Source organism: Sphingomonas sp. AC435 (assembly GCF_979253005.1).
Genome location: NZ_CEEDCJ010000001.1, coordinates 595,406 through 615,890, shown reverse-complemented (window position 1 = coordinate 615,890; position 20,485 = coordinate 595,406). Strand labels below are relative to the sequence as shown.

At 66.7% G+C, this 20,485-nt stretch carries 18 protein-coding genes, 1 tRNA gene and 2 pseudogenes; 9 read left to right on the top strand and 12 right to left on the bottom strand.

Going from position 1 to position 20,485, the window contains the following annotated elements; all coding sequences use genetic code 11:
• Window positions 1-2: 2 nt before the first annotated feature.
• The 4 genes from AC0CH8_RS02860 to AC0CH8_RS02845 form a co-directional block, all read right to left on the bottom strand.
• Window positions 3-1,031: a LacI family DNA-binding transcriptional regulator gene (locus tag AC0CH8_RS02860; RefSeq protein WP_465238584.1), complete on the bottom strand. Its 1,029-nt coding sequence runs from the start codon at window positions 1,029-1,031 to the stop codon at window positions 3-5.
• Window positions 1,032-1,263: 232 nt separating this feature from the next.
• Window positions 1,264-1,737 carry a RidA family protein gene (locus tag AC0CH8_RS02855; protein WP_465238583.1) on the bottom strand — a complete coding sequence of 158 codons (474 nt, stop codon included), beginning with the start codon at window positions 1,735-1,737 and terminating at the stop codon, window positions 1,264-1,266.
• Between the two features lie 45 nt (window positions 1,738-1,782).
• Window positions 1,783-2,412 carry an HAD family hydrolase gene (locus AC0CH8_RS02850; RefSeq protein ID WP_465238582.1) on the bottom strand — a complete coding sequence of 210 codons (630 nt, stop codon included), beginning with the start codon at window positions 2,410-2,412 and terminating at the stop codon, window positions 1,783-1,785.
• Window positions 2,409-2,642, bottom strand: coding sequence for a DUF3572 family protein (locus AC0CH8_RS02845; protein ID WP_465238581.1), 234 nt, complete (start codon window positions 2,640-2,642; stop codon window positions 2,409-2,411). Before AC0CH8_RS02845 ends, AC0CH8_RS02850 begins: the two co-directional genes overlap by 4 nt.
• A 76-nt stretch (window positions 2,643-2,718) precedes the next feature.
• On the opposite strand from AC0CH8_RS02845, the gene AC0CH8_RS02840 reads away from it, so the two are divergent.
• Window positions 2,719-3,081, top strand: coding sequence for a response regulator (locus AC0CH8_RS02840; protein ID WP_204199117.1), 363 nt, complete (start codon window positions 2,719-2,721; stop codon window positions 3,079-3,081).
• On the opposite strand, the gene AC0CH8_RS02835 is transcribed toward AC0CH8_RS02840, so the two are convergent.
• From AC0CH8_RS02835 to AC0CH8_RS02825, 3 genes are read right to left on the bottom strand one after another with little or no spacing between them, the layout of a single operon-like run.
• Window positions 3,053-3,460, bottom strand: a complete 408-nt coding sequence (locus tag AC0CH8_RS02835) for an acyl-CoA thioesterase (protein ID WP_465238580.1) — start codon at window positions 3,458-3,460, stop codon at window positions 3,053-3,055. The genes AC0CH8_RS02840 and AC0CH8_RS02835 overlap by 29 nt on opposite strands.
• Entirely contained in the window at window positions 3,457-4,026 is a 570-nt protein-coding gene (locus AC0CH8_RS02830) for a DedA family protein (RefSeq protein ID WP_465238579.1), read from the bottom strand. Before AC0CH8_RS02830 ends, AC0CH8_RS02835 begins: the two co-directional genes overlap by 4 nt.
• Window positions 4,002-6,089, bottom strand: a complete 2,088-nt coding sequence (locus AC0CH8_RS02825; protein ID WP_465238578.1) for a S9 family peptidase — start codon at window positions 6,087-6,089, stop codon at window positions 4,002-4,004. Before AC0CH8_RS02825 ends, AC0CH8_RS02830 begins: the two co-directional genes overlap by 25 nt.
• A gap of 54 nt (window positions 6,090-6,143) precedes the next feature.
• Between AC0CH8_RS02825 and AC0CH8_RS02820 the strand changes: the two genes are divergently transcribed.
• From AC0CH8_RS02820 to AC0CH8_RS02810, 3 genes are all read left to right on the top strand, one after another.
• A complete protein-coding gene (locus AC0CH8_RS02820; protein WP_465238577.1) occupies window positions 6,144-6,422 on the top strand; it encodes a UvrB/UvrC motif-containing protein in 279 nt (92 codons plus the stop codon).
• Window positions 6,423-6,471: 49 nt separating this feature from the next.
• The gene (locus AC0CH8_RS02815; protein WP_204199122.1) at window positions 6,472-7,128 is read left to right on the top strand and encodes a retropepsin-like aspartic protease family protein; all 657 of its coding nucleotides are present in this window, start codon (window positions 6,472-6,474) and stop codon (window positions 7,126-7,128) included.
• Window positions 7,129-7,274: 146 nt separating this feature from the next.
• Entirely contained in the window at window positions 7,275-9,080 is a 1,806-nt protein-coding gene (locus AC0CH8_RS02810; protein ID WP_465238576.1) for an aminopeptidase P family protein, read from the top strand.
• Between the two features lie 49 nt (window positions 9,081-9,129).
• Here the strand turns inward: AC0CH8_RS02810 and AC0CH8_RS02805 are convergent, their stop codons facing one another.
• A complete protein-coding gene (locus AC0CH8_RS02805) occupies window positions 9,130-9,270 on the bottom strand; it encodes a hypothetical protein (protein WP_465238575.1) in 141 nt (46 codons plus the stop codon).
• A gap of 80 nt (window positions 9,271-9,350) precedes the next feature.
• On the opposite strand from AC0CH8_RS02805, the gene AC0CH8_RS02800 reads away from it, so the two are divergent.
• Window positions 9,351-9,425 (top strand) — tRNA-Thr (locus tag AC0CH8_RS02800).
• 230 nt (window positions 9,426-9,655) lie between these two features.
• Here AC0CH8_RS02800 and AC0CH8_RS02795 read toward each other — a convergent pair.
• Window positions 9,656-10,093: pseudogene (locus AC0CH8_RS02795) on the bottom strand (IS5 family transposase); the annotation flags it as partial.
• Between the two features lie 67 nt (window positions 10,094-10,160).
• Here AC0CH8_RS02795 and AC0CH8_RS02790 point away from each other — a divergent pair.
• Window positions 10,161-11,186, top strand: a complete 1,026-nt coding sequence (locus AC0CH8_RS02790) for an IS110 family RNA-guided transposase (protein ID WP_465238574.1) — start codon at window positions 10,161-10,163, stop codon at window positions 11,184-11,186.
• Window positions 11,187-11,420: 234 nt separating this feature from the next.
• Here the strand turns inward: AC0CH8_RS02790 and AC0CH8_RS02785 are convergent.
• Together AC0CH8_RS02785 and AC0CH8_RS02780 are read right to left on the bottom strand one after the other, a co-directional pair.
• Window positions 11,421-11,765 (bottom strand): annotated as a pseudogene (locus AC0CH8_RS02785) (transposase); the annotation flags it as partial.
• Between the two features lie 61 nt (window positions 11,766-11,826).
• Window positions 11,827-13,494: a hypothetical protein gene (locus AC0CH8_RS02780; protein WP_465238573.1), complete on the bottom strand. Its 1,668-nt coding sequence runs from the start codon at window positions 13,492-13,494 to the stop codon at window positions 11,827-11,829.
• A gap of 56 nt (window positions 13,495-13,550) precedes the next feature.
• On the opposite strand from AC0CH8_RS02780, the gene AC0CH8_RS02775 reads away from it, so the two are divergent.
• The 3 genes from AC0CH8_RS02775 to AC0CH8_RS02765 all read left to right on the top strand — a co-directional run bounded on the left by AC0CH8_RS02775 (window position 13,551) and on the right by AC0CH8_RS02765 (window position 17,010).
• A complete protein-coding gene (locus tag AC0CH8_RS02775) occupies window positions 13,551-14,216 on the top strand; it encodes a sensor histidine kinase family protein (protein ID WP_465238572.1) in 666 nt (221 codons plus the stop codon).
• Window positions 14,216-15,121: a 3'-5' exonuclease gene (locus AC0CH8_RS02770; RefSeq protein WP_465238571.1), complete on the top strand. Its 906-nt coding sequence runs from the start codon at window positions 14,216-14,218 to the stop codon at window positions 15,119-15,121. Before AC0CH8_RS02775 ends, AC0CH8_RS02770 begins: the two co-directional genes overlap by 1 nt.
• Before the next feature lie 260 nt (window positions 15,122-15,381).
• Complete coding sequence (locus AC0CH8_RS02765) at window positions 15,382-17,010, top strand: P-loop NTPase family protein (protein ID WP_465238570.1); 1,629 nt, start codon at window positions 15,382-15,384, stop codon at window positions 17,008-17,010.
• 358 nt (window positions 17,011-17,368) lie between these two features.
• Here the strand turns inward: AC0CH8_RS02765 and AC0CH8_RS02760 are convergent, their stop codons facing one another.
• The gene (locus AC0CH8_RS02760; RefSeq protein WP_465238569.1) at window positions 17,369-20,395 is read right to left on the bottom strand and encodes a site-specific integrase; all 3,027 of its coding nucleotides are present in this window, start codon (window positions 20,393-20,395) and stop codon (window positions 17,369-17,371) included.
• Window positions 20,396-20,485 lie beyond the last annotated feature (90 nt).

Below are 20,485 nucleotides of genomic sequence, written 5' to 3'. Positions count from 1 at the left end.
GATCAGGCCGTGTCGCGTTCCATCAGGACCGGCGTCATCTCCACCGATGGCGCATCCTGACCGGCGATGCGCGCGAACAGGGCGTCGACCATCGCCCGTGCGCCGGTGACCAGATCCTGCTTTACCGAAGTCAGCCGCGGGACCATCTGACCGGACAGCGGCAGATCGTCGAAGCCGGTGATCGGCATCCTGTCCGGCACGGCGATACCGCGATCGGTCAGGACGCGGACCGCACGCACCGCGATCACATCCGACGCCGCGACGATCCCGTCGATCCGGTCACCCTGAGCGTCGATATGCGCCGTGATCTCGGCCGTCATCAAGTCGGATGCCAAATGCGTGTCCAATTGCAGCGGCACATCCAGTCCCGCCGCCGCCGCTGCATCGCACAGCCCCTTGTAACGCTGGTTCAGTTCCAGCGTCCGCACCTCGCCCAGAAACGCCAGCCGGCGGCTGCCGCGCGCGATCAGCTTCTCGCCCGCCAGGCGTCCGCCCATGCGGTTGTCGACACCGACAGCGCAGTGGATCTGTCCAGGCATCTGGCTGCCCCATACCACCATCGGCCGATATTCGGCGGCGACACGCTCGATCGTCTCCCACTGGTCGGACTGGCCGATCAGCAGCACCCCGTCGAGCATGCCCGACCCGACGATCCGTTCCAGCCAGTCGTCCGCATCGGGGATGATGCGCGACAGCATCAGGTCGTAGCCATTCTCCGTCAGCGAATCTGCGAGATGACCCAGCAGGGACATGAAGAACGGGTCCGACAGATGCTGCCGACGCTCATGCCCCAGGGGCACGACGACGCCGATCACGCCGGTGCGCTGTGTCCGCAACCGCCGCGCCATCTGGTTGGGGCGAAAGCTATGCTCGGTCGCCAAGGCCTGAATGCGCGCACGCGTCTCGGCGTTGACCAGCGCTTTGCCGGCCAATGCGCGCGACACGGTGCCGGGCGATACGCCCGCCAGTCGCGCGAGTTCCGCGATGTTACGAACCTTCTGAACAGTCCCGTCCTGCTCCCGTCCCAGCATCCGTTTTCTCTCCGTGAGCGTAGAGCACCGGGAAAAACATGCTTTTCTAGATGCATATCTCTGGTGCGGCAGATTGGATTGCTGCCCCGCGACGTTGTTACCCGTCAAGCGTATCATGCCGCAGGATCGAATGACATCGATTGCACCGGCCTGCCGCTGGCACGTGACGTGCCGCTACGGCTTCTGGACGTCGATTAAACCGGCCGGTCCGGCCGGACCGATGATTGTAAAGTTAGAGTGCGGTGCCGATCTCAATAATCGCGTCGACCTCGACCGCGGCACCCAGCGGCAGTACGGGTACGCCGACCGCCGAGCGGGCATGCCGGCCGGTGTCGCCGAACAGCGCGACCATCAGCTCCGACGCGCCGTTCGCGACCTTCGCTTGATCGGTGAAGTCGGCGGTGGAGTTCACGAACACGCCCAGCTTCACGACGCGCTTCACCCGCGCCAGATCGCCGTTCAGTGCTTTGCGGATTTGGGCGACGACCATTAGTCCGCACAGCTTCGCCGCGTCCTGACCGTCTTCCAGCGAGACGTTCTCGCCCAGCCGGCCCTTGACCAACTGGCCGTCCTTGAACGGAAGTTGCCCGGACAGGAACAGCATGCCACCGGCCTCGACGGCGGAGACATAGGCGGCGACGGGGGCGGCCGCTTCCGGCAGGGAGAGGCCCAGTTCGGCGAGCTTGGTATCGATGCGATCGGTCATGCGGCGGGACTGCCTTCGCTCCGCGGCAGGGTCAAGCCCCGGGGGTCAAGCTTGAGCCGGGGCACCATCGGCGAAGCGCGCGGCGATCCACGCCTCCGCCTCTTGCCAGTCGTCGATCCGCGCGTGCGCGGCGGGTGCGGGCGGCGTTGCGGCAGCCAGTTCGGGCTCGGAGATCATGTGCAGCCGGTGGACGCCCGGCGCGTGGCGGGCGACGGAGTCGTGATGCACCGCCAGATCGTCGACGAACACAGTCACCGGGCTGCCATGCTCCTCGACCAAGCGGGCGACCGGCGCGCCCTTGCCGCCCTGGTTGCATTCGACGCGGTGGGCGATCCCGAACGCCGCCAGCTGGTCGATTCGCGGTTGCCGGCACGCGTCCTGCAAATTGGTGAGCACGACGATATCGGCCTGCTCCGCCAGCCGCGCCAGTGCCTCGGCGGCATGCGGCACCAGCGTCTGCCGCGCCATCTCGCCCGGGAAGAACCCGGCGAGCAGTCCCCACATCTCGGTCTGCGGGATCGGCTCCGCATCCGCACCGCGTCGCGTCATGCTTGCGGCGAAGTCGCCCGCGCCGATGCGGAAATCGATCGCGTGCGCCTCGTCCAGCCACGTCCGGAAATGCTTCACCATGTGCAGCAGCACTTCGTCGCAATCGGTGATCAGCAGCGGCCTCATGCCTCCAGCCGCTCCCGTGCCGCCACCAGCCGGGCGGGCGTGACGCCCAGTTCGTCGGCGCAGGCGATCAGGTCCGGCTCGTGCGCCTCCAGGAACATCAACGTCGCGGCCAGCACCGCGGGTTCGCCAGCACGCGCCTTCAGCTCCGTCGGCTCCAGCCCGGTCGTGTCGAGCAGCCGCGCCGCGCGCGATGGTTCAGCCAGCGTCCAGACGAGCGCCTGTAAGGCCATCGTTTGATGGTCGTCGGGGTTTGTATCGCGCAGCGGCATTGCGTATCGTAGCATCTTTACAGGAGTAGTTTCCCGCGTGGCGAAAAAGGTGCTCGTTGTCGAGGACAACGAACTGAACCTGAAGCTGTTCTGCGACCTGCTCCGCGCGCACGACTGGGCCGCGGAGCCGGTGCGTGACGGGCGCGAGGCGGTGGAGCGTGCGCGCGCCTTTCGCCCCGACCTGATCGTGATGGATATCCAGATGCCGCACGTGACCGGCTACGAACTGATCCTCGCGCTGAAGGCCGATCCGGAGCTTCGCCGCATCCCGATCATGGCGGTCACCGCCTATGCGGGTCGCGACGACGAGGATCGCATCCGCGGCGCCGGCGCGGATGCCTATGTTTCGAAGCCGATCAGTCTCGCGCGGTTCATGGATTCGGTGAACCGGCTGGCGTGAGGAACGGCGCGGCGATCTCCGGCCGCACGCGCAACAGCTTGCCCGTGGCGCGGTCGACCAGCGCCCAGGTCGTCACCGCCTCCACCTTCACGCGCCCGTCGTCCCCGGTGAAGCGCACGTGCCGGTCGAACCGCGCGCCCTTGGGGATCCCGACCCACGTCTCAGCCGTCACGCCCTCGCCCACCGCCACGTTGCCGCGATAGTCGATCTCGTGCCGGGTCACGACCCAGACATAGGCGGCGACATGCTCCGCCGGCGCAGTCGCCTGCCAGTGGGCGGTCGCGATGTCCTGTATCCACCGGACCCAGACCGCGTTGTTGACGTGGCCGAGTTCGTCGATGTCGCCATCTTCGGCGACGAAGCGCAGGTCGAAGCTCATGCCGCGCGCCACACCCGCCAGCCGACTGCGCCCGCGACGACGACCACCGCCGCGCCGATCAGCAGGTGGCCGATGCCGACGCGCCCGACCAGCGCCTCCAGCCCCTGTCCAAAGATATAGCCGATGCCGGTGAACAGGCTGCCCCAGATCACCGCCGCTACTGCGTTCACCGCGACGAACGTCGTTGCGCCGATCCGGCTCGCGCCGATCGCGATCGGGCTGACGGTGCGGATGCCGTAGACGAAGCGATAGCCGAAGATGAAGCCGCGCGGATACCGCTCCAGCCAGTCGAGCGCCTTCGCGAACGCAGGCCTTTCGCGGATGCGCCGGACAAAGCGATGCTCGCGGAAATGCCGCCCGAACAGGAAGAATCCCTGATCCGCCACGAACGATCCCAGGATAGCCGCCAACGCCACGCCGACCAGCGGCACCAGCCCCCGATGCGCCAGTACGCCACCCGTCACGACCGCCGTCTCCCCCTCCAGCCCCGCGCCGAGAAAGATCGCCGCCAGTCCGTAGCGCGCGACCAGCGCCTCGATCGTCATCCGGCGACGCCGAGTTGCCACAGCACGAACGCATGCTCCTCCGCCGCCTCGCGCAAGGATTCGAAGCGGCCGGATTTGCCGCCATGCCCCGCGCCCATATTCGTCTTCAGCAGCAGCACGTTATCGTCGGTCTTCGTCGCACGCAGCTTCGCCCCCCACTTCGCCGGCTCCCAATAGGTCACGCGCGGATCGTTGAGCCCGCCCGAGATGAACAGCGGCGGATAAGCCTGCGCCCGGACATTGTCGTACGGGCTGTACGACCGGATCAGCGCGAACGCGTCCGCGTCCTCGATCGGGTTGCCCCATTCCGGCCACTCGCCCGGAGTCAGCGGCAGGTCGGCGTCGAGCATCGTGTTCAGCACGTCGACGAACGGCACGTCGGCGATCACCGCGCCCCAGAGTTCGGGGTCGGAGTTCACCACCGCGCCCATCAGCTCGCCGCCCGCCGACCGCCCGGCGATCGCGATCCTACCCGCCTCGGTCCAGCCGTCCGCGACCAGCGCCTTCGCCACGTCGACGAAGTCGTTGAACGTGTTTTCCCGCTTTTGCAACTTGCCGTCGAGATACCATTGCTGGCCCAGATCGTCGCCGCCCCGGATATGGGCGATCGCATAGGCGAACCCGCGGTCGAGCAGGCTCAAACGACCCGTCGAGAAGCCCGGCGGGATCGCGTAGCCGTATGCGCCGTACGCATAGAGGAACAGCGGCCCGCCGCGCACGAAATCGGCGGGGTAGACGATCGACACCGGTACCTGCGTCCCGTCGCGCGCCGCGATCTTCAGCCGCTCGGTGCGATACTTCGCTCCGTCGTAGCCGCTGGGGATTTCCTGCACCTTCAGCACGGTCAACTCGCCGGTGGCAGTGTCGTAGTCGTAGACGGTGCCCGGCGTGACCATCGACTCGTATCCGACGCGCAGCACCGTCTGGTCGTATTCGGGATTGTCGCCCAGCCCGGCGGCATAGCTCGCCTCCGGAAAGTCGATCGCGGTGAACTCGATCGGCGTGGCGTACCGGTGCAACCGAATGCGATCGAGCCCGTCCTCGCGCCCCTCGACCACGAAGAAGTCGCGGTAGCATTCGACGCCGGTCATGTAGAAATGCGGGTCCGGCCCGATCAGCTCATGCCAGTCGCCCGGCGCATCGAGGCTCGCGGTGCAGAGGCGGAACTGCGGATCGGTGTCGTTGGTGTGGATGAACAGCGTGCCGTCATGCTCGTCGACGTCATATTCGCGGCCAACCTTGCGCGCGGCGACCAGGATCGGCTCCGCGGTCGGATCGTTGGCGGGCACCAGCCGCACCTCGCTCGTCACGTGATCGCTCGTCGCGATGACGATCCATCGGCGCGACGACGTCTCCGCCACGCCGACGCGGAAACCCTCGTCCGCCTCGTGAAACAGCAGCACGTCGTCCTCGATGGGCGTACCCAGCCGGTGCAGCCGCGCATTGTCGGTACGCCATTGCTCGTTGGCGAGACCATAGAGGAAGCCGCTGTCGTCCGCGGTCCAGACGATGTCGGACAGCATGCCGGCGATCACCTCCGGCAGATGCTCGCCGGTGGTCAGGTCCTTGACCCGCACCTCGAACCGCTCGCTGCCATTGTCGTCGATCGCATAGGCCAGCTTGGTCGCGTCGTTCGACACCGCGAACGTACCCAGCCGGAAATACTCCTTGCCCTCCGCCAGCGCCGGTTCGTCGAGCAGCAGTTCGTCCGGGCCACCCGCGACGGGCTTGCGCCACCATTTGCGATATTGGCCACCCGTCTCGAACGCGGTCCAGTACAGCCAATCGCCATCCTTTTGCGGCACGGAGGATTCATCCTCCTTGATGCGCGCCTTCATCTCTTCGTACAGCGTGTCGACCAGCGGCCGGTGCGGGGCCATCACGCTGTCGAAATAGGCGTTCTCCGCCTCGAGATAGGCGAGCACGTCGGGGTCGCCGACCTCCGGATAGTTCGGGTCTTTCAGCCAGGCATAGGGGTCCTCGATCGTCACGCCGTGCGCGGTGAAGCTGTGCGGGCGGGTCTCCGCGACTGGGGGCAAGAGGGCGGGCTGGGCGGGCGTAGCAGGCGCGGTGCTGTCGATCATGCGGATGCCATAACGCGTCGGCGGCAAATACACGATCCAAAGCGTTGAGCCGTCATGACCGACACGCTAGCCGATCTTCAGCACCGGATGGACGCTGCCGCCGAGGCGCTCGATTTCGAGCAGGCGCGTGCGCTGCGCGACCGCATCGCCCTGCTGCGCGCCGGTGCGTCCGCCGAAGATGCTGCGGTGGCGGACACTGCTGGACTGACCCGCCAACAACCGGGCAGCATGGGTCTGGGCACCAGCCGCCAGTCCGTCGAGCCCCCGCCCGGCTGGACCCCGCCGCCGAAGCCCGACCTGAAGACCAATGGTCGCCGGGGAAAGCGTCGTTGACGGCCTCGCCTTCAGCCCCGGTACAGCCATTCTGCGCTAATTCGGCGACATGATCCCGACCCCCGGATCCCATCCGACCCTCTACGCCGTCGCCGCCGCGATCATCGTCGTGACGATCGTCGCGCGGCGCATTCCGGTGCTGCGCACGATCGTCTCGATCGCCAGTTGGGGCGCGATCCTCGTGCTGCTCGTCACCGTGCTCAACCAACGGCAGGATTTCGACCCGTGGCTCGGCGGCGTCGCCCGCTATTTCAAGCTGGAGGACCAGTCCGTCCTTGGGCAGGAAACGCGCATCCGCATGAGCCCGGACGGCCATTTCTGGATTCGCGCGCGGTTCGGCGGGATCGAGCGGCGGATGCTGGTCGATAGCGGCGCGACCGTGACCGCGCTGTCGTCCCAGACCGCGGCGGCGGCCGATCTGCGGGCGGAGGACGGCATCGTTCCCGTGCTGTTGACGACCGCCAACGGCACGATCCGCGCGCGCTCCGCCACCATCCCGGAATTCCGCTTCGGCAATATCGTTGCGCGCGATCTGCCGGCGGTGGTCTCGCCTGCGTTCGGTGACGTCAATGTCGTCGGCATGAACTTCCTGTCGCGGCTGAAGTCGTGGCGGGTGGAGGAGCGCACCCTGATCCTCGTCCCGCATCACCCGCAGGATGTCGGCGATGGCAAAACGGACAAGGGCAAGCCTGCACCGCTGTCCTAATTGCCCGGAAAATGCCACAAGCGGCGGATGTTGATCCACGCCGCCAGGCCTCCACGCACCTCTCCCGATCGTTATTCCGCATCCGAAGTGGAGGCCCTGTTCCAGCGCCTCCACTTCCTCCACTTCGGTGCCGCGGCGGTGCGCCGATGACGGTCCATTCCGCGCGAATCGAGGCCCTCCGCGCGACATTGGCGGACCGGCAGCTCGACGGTTTCGTGGTGCCGCTCACCGACGAGCATATGAGCGAATATGTCGGCGACTATGCGCAGCGGCTGGCGTGGCTGACCGGATTTCAGGGCTCGGCCGGCACCGCGGTCGTGCTCGCCGACCGGGCGGCGATCTTCACCGACGGACGCTACACGCTGCAGGTGCGCGAGCAGGTGTCCGCGCACGATTGGGACTATGTCGACGTCCCCGCAACGTCGATCGCCGACTGGCTGGCGGAGAACGCCGCGTCCGGTGCGCGCATCGGCTATGATCCGTGGCTGCACACGCGGTCGTGGGTCGAGCAGGCCGGTTCCGTCCTCGCCGACCGCGCCGTGACGCTGGTGGCGGTCGCGGCGAATCCGGTCGACGCGATCTGGACCGATCGTCCGGCCCCGTCACCCGCGAAGCTGACGGTCCAGCCCGATGCCGTCGCCGGCGCGTCCTCCGCCACGAAACGCGCTCAGATCGCCGACTGGCTGACGGAGAAGAACGCCGATGCCGTCGTCCTTTCCGCGCTCGATTCCATCGCGTGGGTACTCAATACGCGGGGCGGCGATGTCGATCACACGCCCGTCGCGCTCGGCTATGCGATCGTTCACGCCGATGGGGAGACGGACCTGTTCGTCGCGCCCGAGAAGATCGACGACACGGTCCGCCAGCACCTCGGCAACTCCGTACGCCTGCGCGACCGTGCCGGCTTCGCCGACGCACTGACGGATTTTGCGGGGCGTCGTGTCGCCGTCGATCCCACCGGGTCGGTTGCCGCCATCGCCGATGCGCTGGAGGCCGGGGGCGCGATGACGCTGCCGCTGCGCGACCCGGTGCTGCTGCCGAAAGCGATCAAGAACGCGGTCGAGATCGCCGGTCACCGTGCCGCCTCCCGCCGCGACGGCGCGGCGCTGACCCGCTTCCTGCACTGGGTGGCGACCGAGTGTCCGAAGGGCGCCCAGACCGAACTCAGCGCCGCCGCCAAGTTGCTGGAGTTCCGGCAGCAAACCGGGCTGCTGCTCGACACCAGCTTCGACACGATCTCGGCGACGGGCGGCCACGGCGCCAGTCCCCACTACCGCGTCACACCCGAATCGAACGCGCCGATCGAACTCGGACAGTTGTACCTCGTCGATTCCGGTGGCCAATATGCGGACGGCACCACCGACGTGACGCGTGTGCTGCCGATCGGCGAACCGACCGCGGAGATGCGCGACCGCTTCACCCGCGTGCTGAAGGGGCATATCGCCATCGCCACCGCGGTCTTCCCGGACGGCACGATGGGTGGCCAGATCGACGCCTTCGCCCGGCGTCCCCTGTGGGAGGCGGGGTTGGATTTCGGTCACGGCACCGGTCACGGCGTCGGCGCGTACCTGTCGGTGCATGAGGGGCCGCAGCGGATCGCCCCGCCCGACCACCCCAGCGGCCAGGCGCTGGAGCCGTTGCGCGCGGGCATGCTGCTCTCGAACGAGCCCGGCTATTACAAAGCGGGCGAGTACGGCATCCGCATCGAGAATCTGCTGCTGGTCGTGCCGCATGCGGTAGCGAGCGGCGATCCGGAGCGGACGATGCTGGCGTTCGAGACGCTGACCTTCGCCCCGATCGAGCGCGATCTGATCGATCCGGCCCTGCTGACCGCTGATGAGCTTTCGTGGCTCGATGTCTATCACGCGAAAGTGGCGGAGATCATCGGCCCGTTGCTGGGGGAGGGGGATGTCAGGGACTGGCTTGCGACAAAGTGCGCCCCGCTCGGGTGATGGAGCCGCTTGCCTTCGCAGTGGCCCCAATCGCGGCGTGGGAACCGATCTACGCAGACGGATCGATATCCGGCGGCGGCCGGTCGGCAGGAGCGTCGACGGCCTCGCGCGCCTGCGCCTTGCGCCGCTTCAAATTGGCGCGCAGTTGGGCCGCCAGCCGTTCCTCGCGCTCTCGATCCTTATCGGCCATGCCCGGCGCTAACCCGCTCCCCAAGCCTTGACAATCCCGCCTGCCTCGTCTCTAGGCGCTGCTCCCGCCAGTCGGCGAGTGCTGCCGTAGCTCAGTGGTAGAGCGCATCCTTGGTAAGGCTGAGGTCGTGAGTTCAATCCTCACCGGCAGCACCATTTTTCAATGAGTTAGCATGCCCCCCGCGGGGCAGATCAATCCCTGGCACTCATATGGCACGCAGGCGCGGGACATTTCTGCCGTTATCATTGCGACGAGCTGCATCTCGAAAGAGTCGAACCGAGCTGGCAGGGGGCTTCGGCGAACCGCCTGGTGGCGTTGGCGCCCCATGTCCTTAGCGATCAGCCGGCATGCTACTCTCTAATCACCTAGGCTCAGGACTCATTGGTCATAGCCAGAAGATGACTGTGGCAGCGAGGGCGACGGCGGAGAAGAAGACGGTGGGACAGCGGTCGTAACGAGTGGCGACGCGGCGCCAATCCTTCAGACGGCCGAACATGATCTCGATGCGGCTGCGGCGCCGGTAGCGGCGCTTGTCGTATCTGACCGGCTCGTTGCGCGATCTGCGGCCCGGGATGCAGGGCTCGATGCCCTTGGCCTGCAAGGCGTCCCGGAACCAGTCGGCGTCGTAGCCGCGGTCGCCGAGCAGCCACTGCGCTTTGGGCAGATCGTCCAGCAGGGCCGCCGCGCCGGTATAGTCGCTGACCTGGCCCGCGGTCATGAAAAAGCTGAGCGGGCGGCCGTTGGCATCACTGACGGCGTGCAGCTTGGTGTTCATCCCGCCTTTGGTGCGGCCGATCAGGCGGCCAAAACCCCCTTTATGGATGGCTCGCCCCTAAACTAAATCGTTGTCGTCTCACGACAGCGGGTCGTTTGAGGAAGGAGCGAAGGTCATGGACATATCAGTTCTTGGGATCGATCTGGGCAAGAACAGCTGCAGCGTGGTCGGGCTGGACGCAACGGGCAAGGTCGTCGTCCGCCGTCGGATGCGACGCGAGACGGTCATCACCTACGCGGCGACCTTGTCGACGTGCGTCGTAGCCATGGAGGCTTGCTGTGGGGCGCATCACATGGGCCGCGCTTTGGCGAGGCAAGGCCATACCGTGCGTTTAATGTCGCCGGAATATGTCCGTCCGTACGTCAAGGCGCAGAAGAACGACGACCGCGATGCCGAGGCAATCGCGGAAGCGGCGACCCGGCCGACCATGCGGTTCGTCGAGTTGAAGACCGAAGAGCAGCTCGACATGCAGACGCTGCACCGCATCCGTGACCAGCTCGTCGGCGACCGCACCTCGCTGATGAACCAGATGCGGAGCTTGCTTCTTGAGCGCGGATATATCGTTCCGCAGGGGCGCGCAAAGCTCGCCGCCCGCCTCGGTGAGATGCTGGACGGAGACACGCCAGTGCTCGGCCATCGTATCCACCGGCTTGTAAGCGACATGCGCCTGCGCTGGACTGCACTCGACGAACGGATCGCTGATCTCGATGCGGAGTTCACTGATGCAGCACGGGCGGATGAGCGTACGCGACGTCTGCTGACCATTCCTGGCATTGGTGCGCTGAACGCGACCGCGCTGGTGGCGGCGGTCGGTGATGCTCGGACTTTCGGGCGTGGTCGCGATCTTGCCGCTTGGCTGGGTCTGGTTCCGCGGCAGGCGACGACTGGCGGCAAGCCGCGGCTGCTCGGTATCACCAAGCGTGGGAGTCGCTACCTGCGCAAGAACCTGATCCAGGGCGCTCGGGCGTCGCTGCCGGTAATGAGCAAGAGCGACACGCGACTTGGTGCTTGGGTACGCGGCCTCCTGTCACGTTCTCATCACAACACCGTCGTGGTGGCACTGGCTGCCAAAATGGCACGTATCGTGTGGGCGCTGCTGCGGCACAAGCGCACCTACGATCCGGTTGCACAGGCAGCCTGAACAAGATCGGCCGGCGCGCATTGCGCCAGCTGGATGATGTCTGCGGGAGGTGAGTGACAGATGGCCTAACAGTCGACCGGTGTGCTGGAACCCTATGGCTAAAAATGGCACTCGATGCCGGCCCCTTTATGAGGCCAGGACGCGCGGATCTCCATCTTGGCCAACGACCTCGTGTCGAAAGGCCGGATACGTTTTCGCAGACTGCTTAGAGCATCAGCCACAAACCACTTGCCGACGGGGCGAGCCATACGTTTTAACCCGCAGGCTCGATGCCGTGCGGTGCGCCTTCAGGTAGGTCGCGTCGATCATGACGGTCTTCGGGTCGGCGCTTGCGGCAGCCAACCCCTCCATCATCTGAAGGAAGATACCCTTTGCTCCCCAGCGCTTCCACCGGTTGTACAGCGTCTTGTGCGGCCCGTAATCCTTCGGCGCGTCGCACCACCGCAACCCGTTGCGATTGACGAAAACAATGCCGCTCAGCACTCGCCGGTCGTCAACCCGGGGCTTCCCATGGCTCTTTGGAAAGTATGGCTGAAGCCGCGCCATCTGATCGTCCGTCAGCCAATACAGGTCGCTCATTCACGCTCTCCTTTGCAGAGCCTGAATCAGATCGTGCCTCGGACATCAATGGGTCCTGACCCTAGGCATGATACCGGCCCTGTTCCATTACGAGGTGCTGCCTCGCTCCATCCGAATGGGTAACGACGTGCGCAATCGCTCCCGTAGTCGGGCCGCGTTCGTAGCCGAGGCCAGTTGAGCATAGACCAGTCACGTAGATTCCCCCGCGGATCGCCGGGCTATGGAAATGGCCGACGGTCATGTCGATTCCCATTGCATCGAACTGCGCGACCGAACCCCGCCGGCCGTCCGGACCACGATCGCCGTGAACGGCGTGCTCGACACCCGCCAATGTGAGCGATTGACCGTCACCTATGAACACCACGCCATCAAGCTGATCGTCGGCGAACGCGCGCAGAACTTCAGGCATGATGTCTGCCGAGTGGCCATCGCGCAGGCGCGTGTAGGCTATGCGCTCGCATTCGAGGTAAAATTCGGCGTTTCGGGGGTCGGCCTTGTGATCGCAGTCGCGCAACCAGCGGGTGAGCGCATGGTCGTGGTTCGACGCAACCACGTGCGTTATGCAGCCGGGACGTCGGGTGGCGGCGGCGAAGGCAGAGACACCGGCGAGTTCCGCGCGTACGTCGTCGCGTCCAGCGGCGAATCTGCGGAAGCGGGCGTGGTGGTCGCGGGCGTCGTGGTGGTTGCGCGCGTGGAAGTCGGCGAGGTCGTGCAGCACCTGATGGCGTGGCCGCAGCCTGTCGACCAGCCCGCCCGGGCCCCATGTCGCCGCGATCACGTTCGGGTCGGTCAGTGGGTGGTGGATGTCGCCGAAGGCGATCGCCTCGACGCGACGACGGGTCTCCACCTTTCCGCCCGCGACGTGCGCGTCGAGGTCGTGGAAGTCCCCGCCGCGTTCCGGCATGGCGGTAATCCGGCGCGCATGTACATCGCCTTGATCACCAATTTCGATGATCACCGCGCCCATTTGCTCGGGCTGATCGGTTACGCGATGCCCTACGATGCGACCGGACGGTGACGCGAGCCCGCTGGTCATCTGGATGCGTGGCGGACGGGCGGAGATGCGGGGCAGGCTCTCGAGCTGCGGCGTCGCGTGGATGACAATTGCGGAGCGGCCCGGAGCGACGCGCTGCAGGCCCTCGAGCGGAAAACGGGAGTAACGAGGCAGCCCCAGGTCGGGACGTATGTCGATCCGATCGTTGATCGTCACCGTCTCGTGCCTCACTAGATCCCGGACGTCGCGCGAAAAGCCTGCCCCGGGCGACTGGCTGCCGACGATGTAGAGCCTGAGCTCCGCATCGAGGTGGGCGGCGTAGGCCCGCAGGTTCCTAAGGAAGCCGGCATGCGGAGCGTCCTGACCGTTCAATCCGGTCAGGACGATGCGGCGCGGTCCAGCCGATCCGATCACCTCGATCTGGGTCGAGCGCGGTCCGCTGGCACTGACCTCGACCTTGTTTCCCACCACGGCCTGATGCTTGGCGGGACGCCCGTTCCTAAGGTCGCGCGAGACGTTGAAGCGGGTCGTCACGTCGCCGCGCTGCATCGCCTTCAATGTCGGCGGCTGATCACCCGCGCCCCTGATCAGGTTGCGCTGCACCTGTACCAGCGCCTCCCGGACCCGGATCTGGCTGATCCCCAACTCGCGGGCTGTGTCGGACATCGATTGGGTGCGGAGGAAGGATTCGTGGATCTCGCGCTGCCGCGCGGTGATGAACCTGGTCACTTCCATATCGCGCCGATCATGCTCGCTTGACACTGCTTGATGATGTATATATACACCTTGTTATGGAACGCAAGCTACCCGCAAATCTCACCGATCTCCTGGACGCAGCGCTGCCTGGGGACGACACCCTGCTCCTGCGCGAACTGCAGCATCGACACGCCAACGACCTGACCGTCGTCGTCGCGGCGCTGATGGTCTGCGGACGCAAGCTGCGTCCGGGCTCGCCCCGCGCGATGATGCTGCGCGGGATCGCCGGGAAGGTTCAGGCGATCGGCGAGGTGAACATGATCCTCGGGACGCAGGCTGCCGGCTCTGAGGACCTGGCGCCCACGCTCGAGATGCTCTGCGAGGCGGCGGAGCGGCGCGGACCGTCCAACGTCCGGATCCTCGTGTCCGCGCAGTCCGTGATGGTCCGCGACTTCGTCTGCCGCCGCATCGCGCTGGTCGTGAACGAGCTCATCATTAACGCAGTCAAGCACAGCCCTCCGGACGGATTGCCGATGCTCGTGAAGGTGAAGCTCACCGACGATGGCGCGGGGACCCACGTGTCCGTGGAGAACGATGGCCACGCCGCGCGATGGGAGCGTGCCGGCGGACAGGGATCCAGCCTGATCGACGATATGGTCTCGCGCCTTGGAGGCGAGGTCGTCCGGACCTCGCTGTCGCGCAGCGTCCGCGTCGATCTCATATTCCCGACGCTGGCCGTGCAGATCGAGGAGCCCTTCTGATGCTAGCGGCGGGCGAGACGGCGCCACCGCCTGCGGTGGCGCTCGACCCGGCCGGTGCGCTCGCGGGCTTCGCAGGTGAGCCCGTGCGTCTGCTAAGACGGTTGACGCTACCCATCGGGCCGATCCGCGAGCCCATCGGCGACACGCAGGTGATTATCGTCGTCGACACGGAAACCACGGGGTTGGATCCGGTTAGCGACAGCATAATCGAGCTGGCCCTGCGCCGGGTCCGGATCGACGCGACCGGCATCGTCCAGATCGGCCGTGGACAGAGCTGGCTCGAGGATCCCGGGCGCCCGCTCGATCTCCACGTCGCGCGCCTGACCGGCCTCACGGATTCGGACCTGCAGGGCGCCGTGATCGACGAGGGTGTGGCCAGCGGCATGCTGGCGACGGCCGACTGGATCTGCGCGCACAACAGCGGTTTCGACCGCCGCTTCGTCGAGCGCCGACTGAAGGACGCTGCCGGTGGTCGATGGTGCTGCTCGTGCGTCGATGTCGATTGGGCGTCGCGTGGCTTCGACGGGCGTGGTCTCGGTTGGCTGCTGTCTCAAGTTGGGCTCTGCCACGGCGGCCACCGTGCCCTGAACGACGTCGACGCGACGATCGCGATCCTCGCTTCCGAGTCCGACGGCCGGGCAGCGATCGTTGAGATGGTCGAGAACGCGGGTTCACCCGCGTGGACCTTCACGGCCGCGGGCGCGAGCTACGGGACGAAGGACCTGCTGCGGTTGCGCGGCTACAAGTGGAACGCCGGCATCAGGTGCTGGCAGCGCGAGGTCCCTGATCGACAGCGCCAGGCCGAGGAGTTTTGGCTCTCCCGTTTCATCTACTCGGCCGACGCGCATCCTCAGGCGCTGGGGCCACGTGTCGATGCGGTGGATCCCACCTCGAGGTTCCTGTGATGGATGTCGTCTCGCCCAACGCCTGTGTCGCGCCTGGAGCGCACGCCGCCGGCGATCACACCGTCGCAGATGTGCACGTTGCGGAACAAGCTGCGCGACCCGTTGCGCAACATGCTGCGGGATGCGCTGCGCGAAATGCTCCACCCGCGACGGAACGGCGTCCGAAGCGAGCCGGCCCCAAGGGCCGAAAACCCTCTCGTGATCAGCGCGGCTCCCACGCGCGGCGGCTCGTCTCCAATCTCAGGCGGGAGCCGGCCGCTATGGGGCTGCTGGCTGCGGCGGGCGTCACGACCGAGACGCTTGCCGCCGTCGGCGCTGGTCTGCGGGAGGCCTACGCCGGATCGGATGGCGCCACGGTGGCGGGAGTGGTCGTGTATCCGGTCGCCGATGACCGCGGCCGGACCCGCTATGGGTGCCTCGCCTTGGACGGTTACACGGTCAACGCCGAGCACCCCGTCGGATGGTCTATGGGTGCGGCGAAGTCTGTGTCCTACGGTTCCGGCGGGGTCGCGATCGTCTGTGCATCCGCGCTCGAGGCCTGGCTGGCATCTCAGGCCGCCGCCGGCATCGGCATTCAGGTCACCGCTATCGCGTCGAGCCAGCCAGACGCGGCGCCCGATGAGTGGCGCGCTGGCAGGTTCTGGGCAGGCTGGGACCGGCTGCTGGTCAGCCGGGGAGCCTCGCGGTCGCTCACCGAAGTGGTCAAAGCGTCGGCGGGGCGGCCGGTCGGGATTTGCGACGCTGCGCCGACGGCGACTGGGGATGCGGCTGTCGAGCCGGACGACCTGGCGGACTGGATGTCGGGGATCGTAGAAGGGCGGGGCGAAACGGCGTCCCAGGTGGCGCCGAACGGCAGTTTGGCGATCGGCGACCACGCCGCCGAGCGCGTCTCGATCCACGGCGGCGTCCATCGCGGTCGGATGTACCACGCCTTCGCAGTCGAGCGCCGGGAGCGTGCCTCTAGTGGTTCGCCGGTCGTCTATAGCTACCGCACGGTCGTCGTGCGCTCGGACGGCGCGTTGCTAGACCCCGTCGTGCTGCCGGCCCCGCCTGGCACGCCCGCAGACCGGCGCGTGCATGCGCTGACCGATGGCACGCGCATCGACGGACCTGCTGCGCTGTCGAGCCGATCGTCCTGGTCGCTCGGCGGCATCGAGCGCTTCGCCATGCGGATGCGTGAGGAACGCAACTATGATGGGCCAAGCGGCCATGAGTTGCACGCCGCGCTGGTCTCTCACCTCCGATCGTCGGTCTGGCTGCCGCGGGCGCAGGATTACGCCATGATCGCGCACTTCGTGATGGCGACCTATTTCCACCGTTGCTTCGAGGTATTTCCGATCCTCTTCATCAACGGGCCCAAGGGATCGGGTAAGTCAGAGCTGACCGCCGCGATCGTGGCCGCCGCCTTCAACGGTTCGCTCATGTCGCAAGGCTCGGGTGCGGCGCTGGTCCGCCTTGCGCGGGACACGGGCGGGCTGATCGCGATCGACGACGCCGAGGCGCTGACCACCGGCTTCGGCGAACTGGGCCAGGTGCTGAAAACAGGATATAAGGCCAGCACCGCAATCAAGCGCATCGTCGGTGCGTCGGGCTCCAGCGAGATGATCGACTTCTTCGGGCCACGAGTGCTGTGCAACACGAGGGGGCTGGACGATGTGCTGGGTTCGCGGTGCCTGACCGTCGCGACGGAGCCTCTGACGGTCGGCGTGGGGACGATCGGCTGCAGCGAATTGGACGTCGGCGGCTGGCGGGACGGCATGCACGAGTTCGCCATGGACCGGGTGGCGCGCATGACCGAACTCGCCGATGACCTTGCCGCGACGCGCCGGTCACGGGAGGACGAGCTGCAACTGCCGCTCAAGGCGATCGCCGCATTGATCGACGGCTAGGCCACGTCGGATCCCGGCGCTGAGCTCCTGTGCGAAGTACGGCGCCCATATTTTCACGAACGAAACGCCTGCGCACCGCCCCCTGGGCCTCCAGCTCTGCCGAACCCCGATCTCCGACGTGATTCCACGCCTGCTAGGCGGTGTCCTACGCCCCCCACCCCAAAAATCAGGGTGGCCGTAGCATCAGATTGGCCTAACAAGCACGGAAAAGCGTGGTTTTCGGTCGAAAACTACCGACGTCCCACGTATGCGCCTCGTTGTCGTTCTCCATACAACGCGGCGACAGTTCCGAGAACATTTCTGTTATTTATCAATTGCGTAGGCGATTTCCTGTCCTACGCTTTCAGAAATGCTGCGATCACGCTGCGCGACGATGGCTGGCGTTGCCGAAACTCGCGGTGTTCGTGACCAGCCCGCGCACGACGGTCGAGGTCATCGTCCGCTCGTCGCGCTCGTGCTGGAGGCCGAGCCTCGCGCGCCGCAGGACGTTGGCGGCGAGGCGGAAGCGGTCGGACGGGAGGAAGTGGGCGTAGTGCGCCTCGACCGTGCTCAGCGCGTCCTGCAGCGCCCAGGCGGCGAGGTATAGGTCGCCTTCGGTCTTAACCAGATGCGTCGCGATGACGTGCCTCACCGCGTGGGAACCATGGAAGATTGCCCCCTTGATCCCGCGCCCCGTCTGCTCGTTATACACGAAGTACATGGCAGTGATCCGGTGATACGCCGATAGCACCGCCAGGGAGTTGAAGTCGTTGCCGCGCGACGTGACGAACAGCGCGTCGGACTCGCGACCGGCCAGCAGATACTTGCGCGCCTTGCCGATGTATCGCTCCAGCTTGTCGTAGAGGCCGTCCTCGTCCTCAAGGATGAAGTCAAAGCCGCGGTTCACCGCGAACACGGCGCTGCCGTAGTTCTTGAACTCGTCACCCCCGATCTTGATCCGCCAGATCGTGCGTCCGTCGGCATCCAGCTCCTTGCGCAGCGTCGGGTTGTCACCGCCCACGCGCAGCAGCATGTTCTTGGCCCTAAGCGCCGTCTGGACGAGGATCAGCGTCATTACGCTATCGCGCAGGTGGGTGTGCCGCGACACGGTCGTCGCCGGCCTGGCCGCCAGGAGGTTGCGCACGCCCTCCATGTAGAGGTTCAGCGGAGTGGCACTCTGCACGAAGACGGAGATTGGCTCGAATGGGTCGCGCAACGGGGCGGTGTAGCCCCTGTTGTAATGCCTTAGATTGTGGCCCAGCTGCTCGTATTCCCGGGCGACCGCGGCTTCCCAGTCTTCGCGGAAGGGTTCGATGTCGAGCAGCGGGCCGCCGTTGACCAGCACGGGCTGGTTGAGCATCCACCACTCGTGGAAGCGCTCCAAGGCGGAGAGGTACTGCGGGTTCTTGTAGATGATGCCGGACCCTGGCTTCAGCAGCCGCATCACGTGGCGCACCGTCTCCCCGATGATCGGCGACGTCTCGCCGCCGTTGCGACGATGGTTCCAAAGACCATATAGCGTGATGAGGTCGATGAACGCGAAGACGGCGGGATGGAGCAGGTCGTGGGGAATGCCGAGACCGGGCTCCGCCAGGAACTTCTTCGTCGGCTTTGCGTCCGGGGCCGGGCGAAGGTCCCTGACGTCTTTCCGGTCGCCCGCTGGTCGGGCGAAATAGCCGAGCGTGGAACCGAGCAGGTCCTCGAGGCGCCCAATGCTGGGAGCGCTCCACGGCTTGAGCTCTTCCTCCTCATCGCCCGGCTTCCGCCGTTCGCCTGGCATCGGGAGCACCGACTGCGGCTTTGCGGTCTGGGGGACCAGCGTGGAGAAGGCCTCGTGCATGGCTGGAGTCCAATCGCTGGGCGCCAGGCGGTACTCGTCGCGCAGGGCTTGCGACAGCTTGGCGGCGTGCACGGTCGGCTGCGTCGCGAACTCGGCGTGACGTGTCGCGATGAGCGCATCCTGCTCCTCCTCGGACATCTCCGCGAACTGCGCTGGGAGTGTGCGGCTGATGGTGCTGTTGCGCACCGCCGGGCGTCCGACGCTGTGCCGCCGCCATTCGTTCGCCAGCAGGGGGGAGAGACATGCCGAGGTGATGCGCAGCCTCTTGCACAGGCTCTGGTAGGTCGCTTCGGCGTTGTGGCTCGGGAAGGTGACTCCCATCGCCCACTTGCGCGCCGTCATGCTGAACTCGCGCTCGACGTCCGCGAGCGTCAGTCCGGCTTCGGCGATGAGGACGCGCAGCGCCGAGGCGAACACCTCGGGGAGCGGCAGGGACGCCCTAAGCTCGTCGTAGTAGCGCACCCACCTCTCCATGTCAGCCTTCCAGCCCGATCCAAGCGAGCCGTCGTGCGCGGCGATGGCGAGAGCCACACGGTCGACGAAGTCCGCCGGCACCACCTGGTCGTCCGGCGACCCGCCCTCGGCCTCGCCGATGAACTTCGTCAGGGAGCCGACCGTATCCCTCGCCGCGTTCGCGGGGCGCGAGCGGTCCTTGCATTCGAGCCGGCGCGCGGCGCGGCCAGCGACCTTGAGCATACGGTACGTTATCCGCCGGGCTTTCAGCGCCGGGTGCGGGATCAGCTTGGAAGCCGCGGCTCCCGCGGTGATGGCCGCGGCGTTAGAGGGGGAGCGGACGATGTCCACGACGCCGATGCCGGCCATGTCCGCGAACGTCGGGAGGTCGACGCTCTCGGGATCGAGCGGGTCGGCCGGCATGATGCCGGTCATCTCCGCGATGGCGGCGTCGATGAGGCCGCGCGCGGCGGGATTGGGCGGCGGATATGCATCCTTCATCAGCGGCGGTTCCGCCGCATCGACGAACGGTCCCGGAACGGCCACCATGGCGTCGATCGCGCGCAGGCAGTTGACCGCGGTGCTGTCGAGGTCGCTCACGTGGCAGCCGGCGTCCTCGGCGGAGGCCACCCAGCAGATCGCGCCGTCGTCCCGGCGGCGGGGGAGGCCATACCCACGCTGCATGACGCGTTCGGCGAAGAGGTCGAACGTGAGGTCGATGGCCCGCTCGGGCCGGTGCCGGAACGCGTCGCCCGGCCGGATGAGGTCCGCCAGGCCGAGGATCGCCTGGAGCACGTCACCCTCCGCCTTCCAGCCGAAGTGCCCGATCGCAGCCAGCACGCTGCTGGACGCGGGCTTCTGGCCCTGGCGGGGCGGGCGGAGGTCGTTGGCGAGCAGCCAGGCCCGGTACGCGGTGAGCTTGGAGAGAATCCGCGCCTCCTCGTGCTGCGCGGGATCCGGCGCGAAGTCGGGGCGGGAGTCGATCTCGGCGAGCGTCGCCTTGAGCGCCGGCTTGGCAAGGGCGAGGCGTCGGGTGTGGCTCGGGCCTTTCGCCTGGGGTGCTTCGGCGATGGACTGGTCCGTCGTGGACGCGGTGATGCTGATGTCGGTCATTCTGTGTCTCCGATGTCTATGGGATGCGGGGCCGATGCGGACGGCATGGCCCCGATTGGGCGCTGTTTGCTGATGGTGGAGGGGCGGACG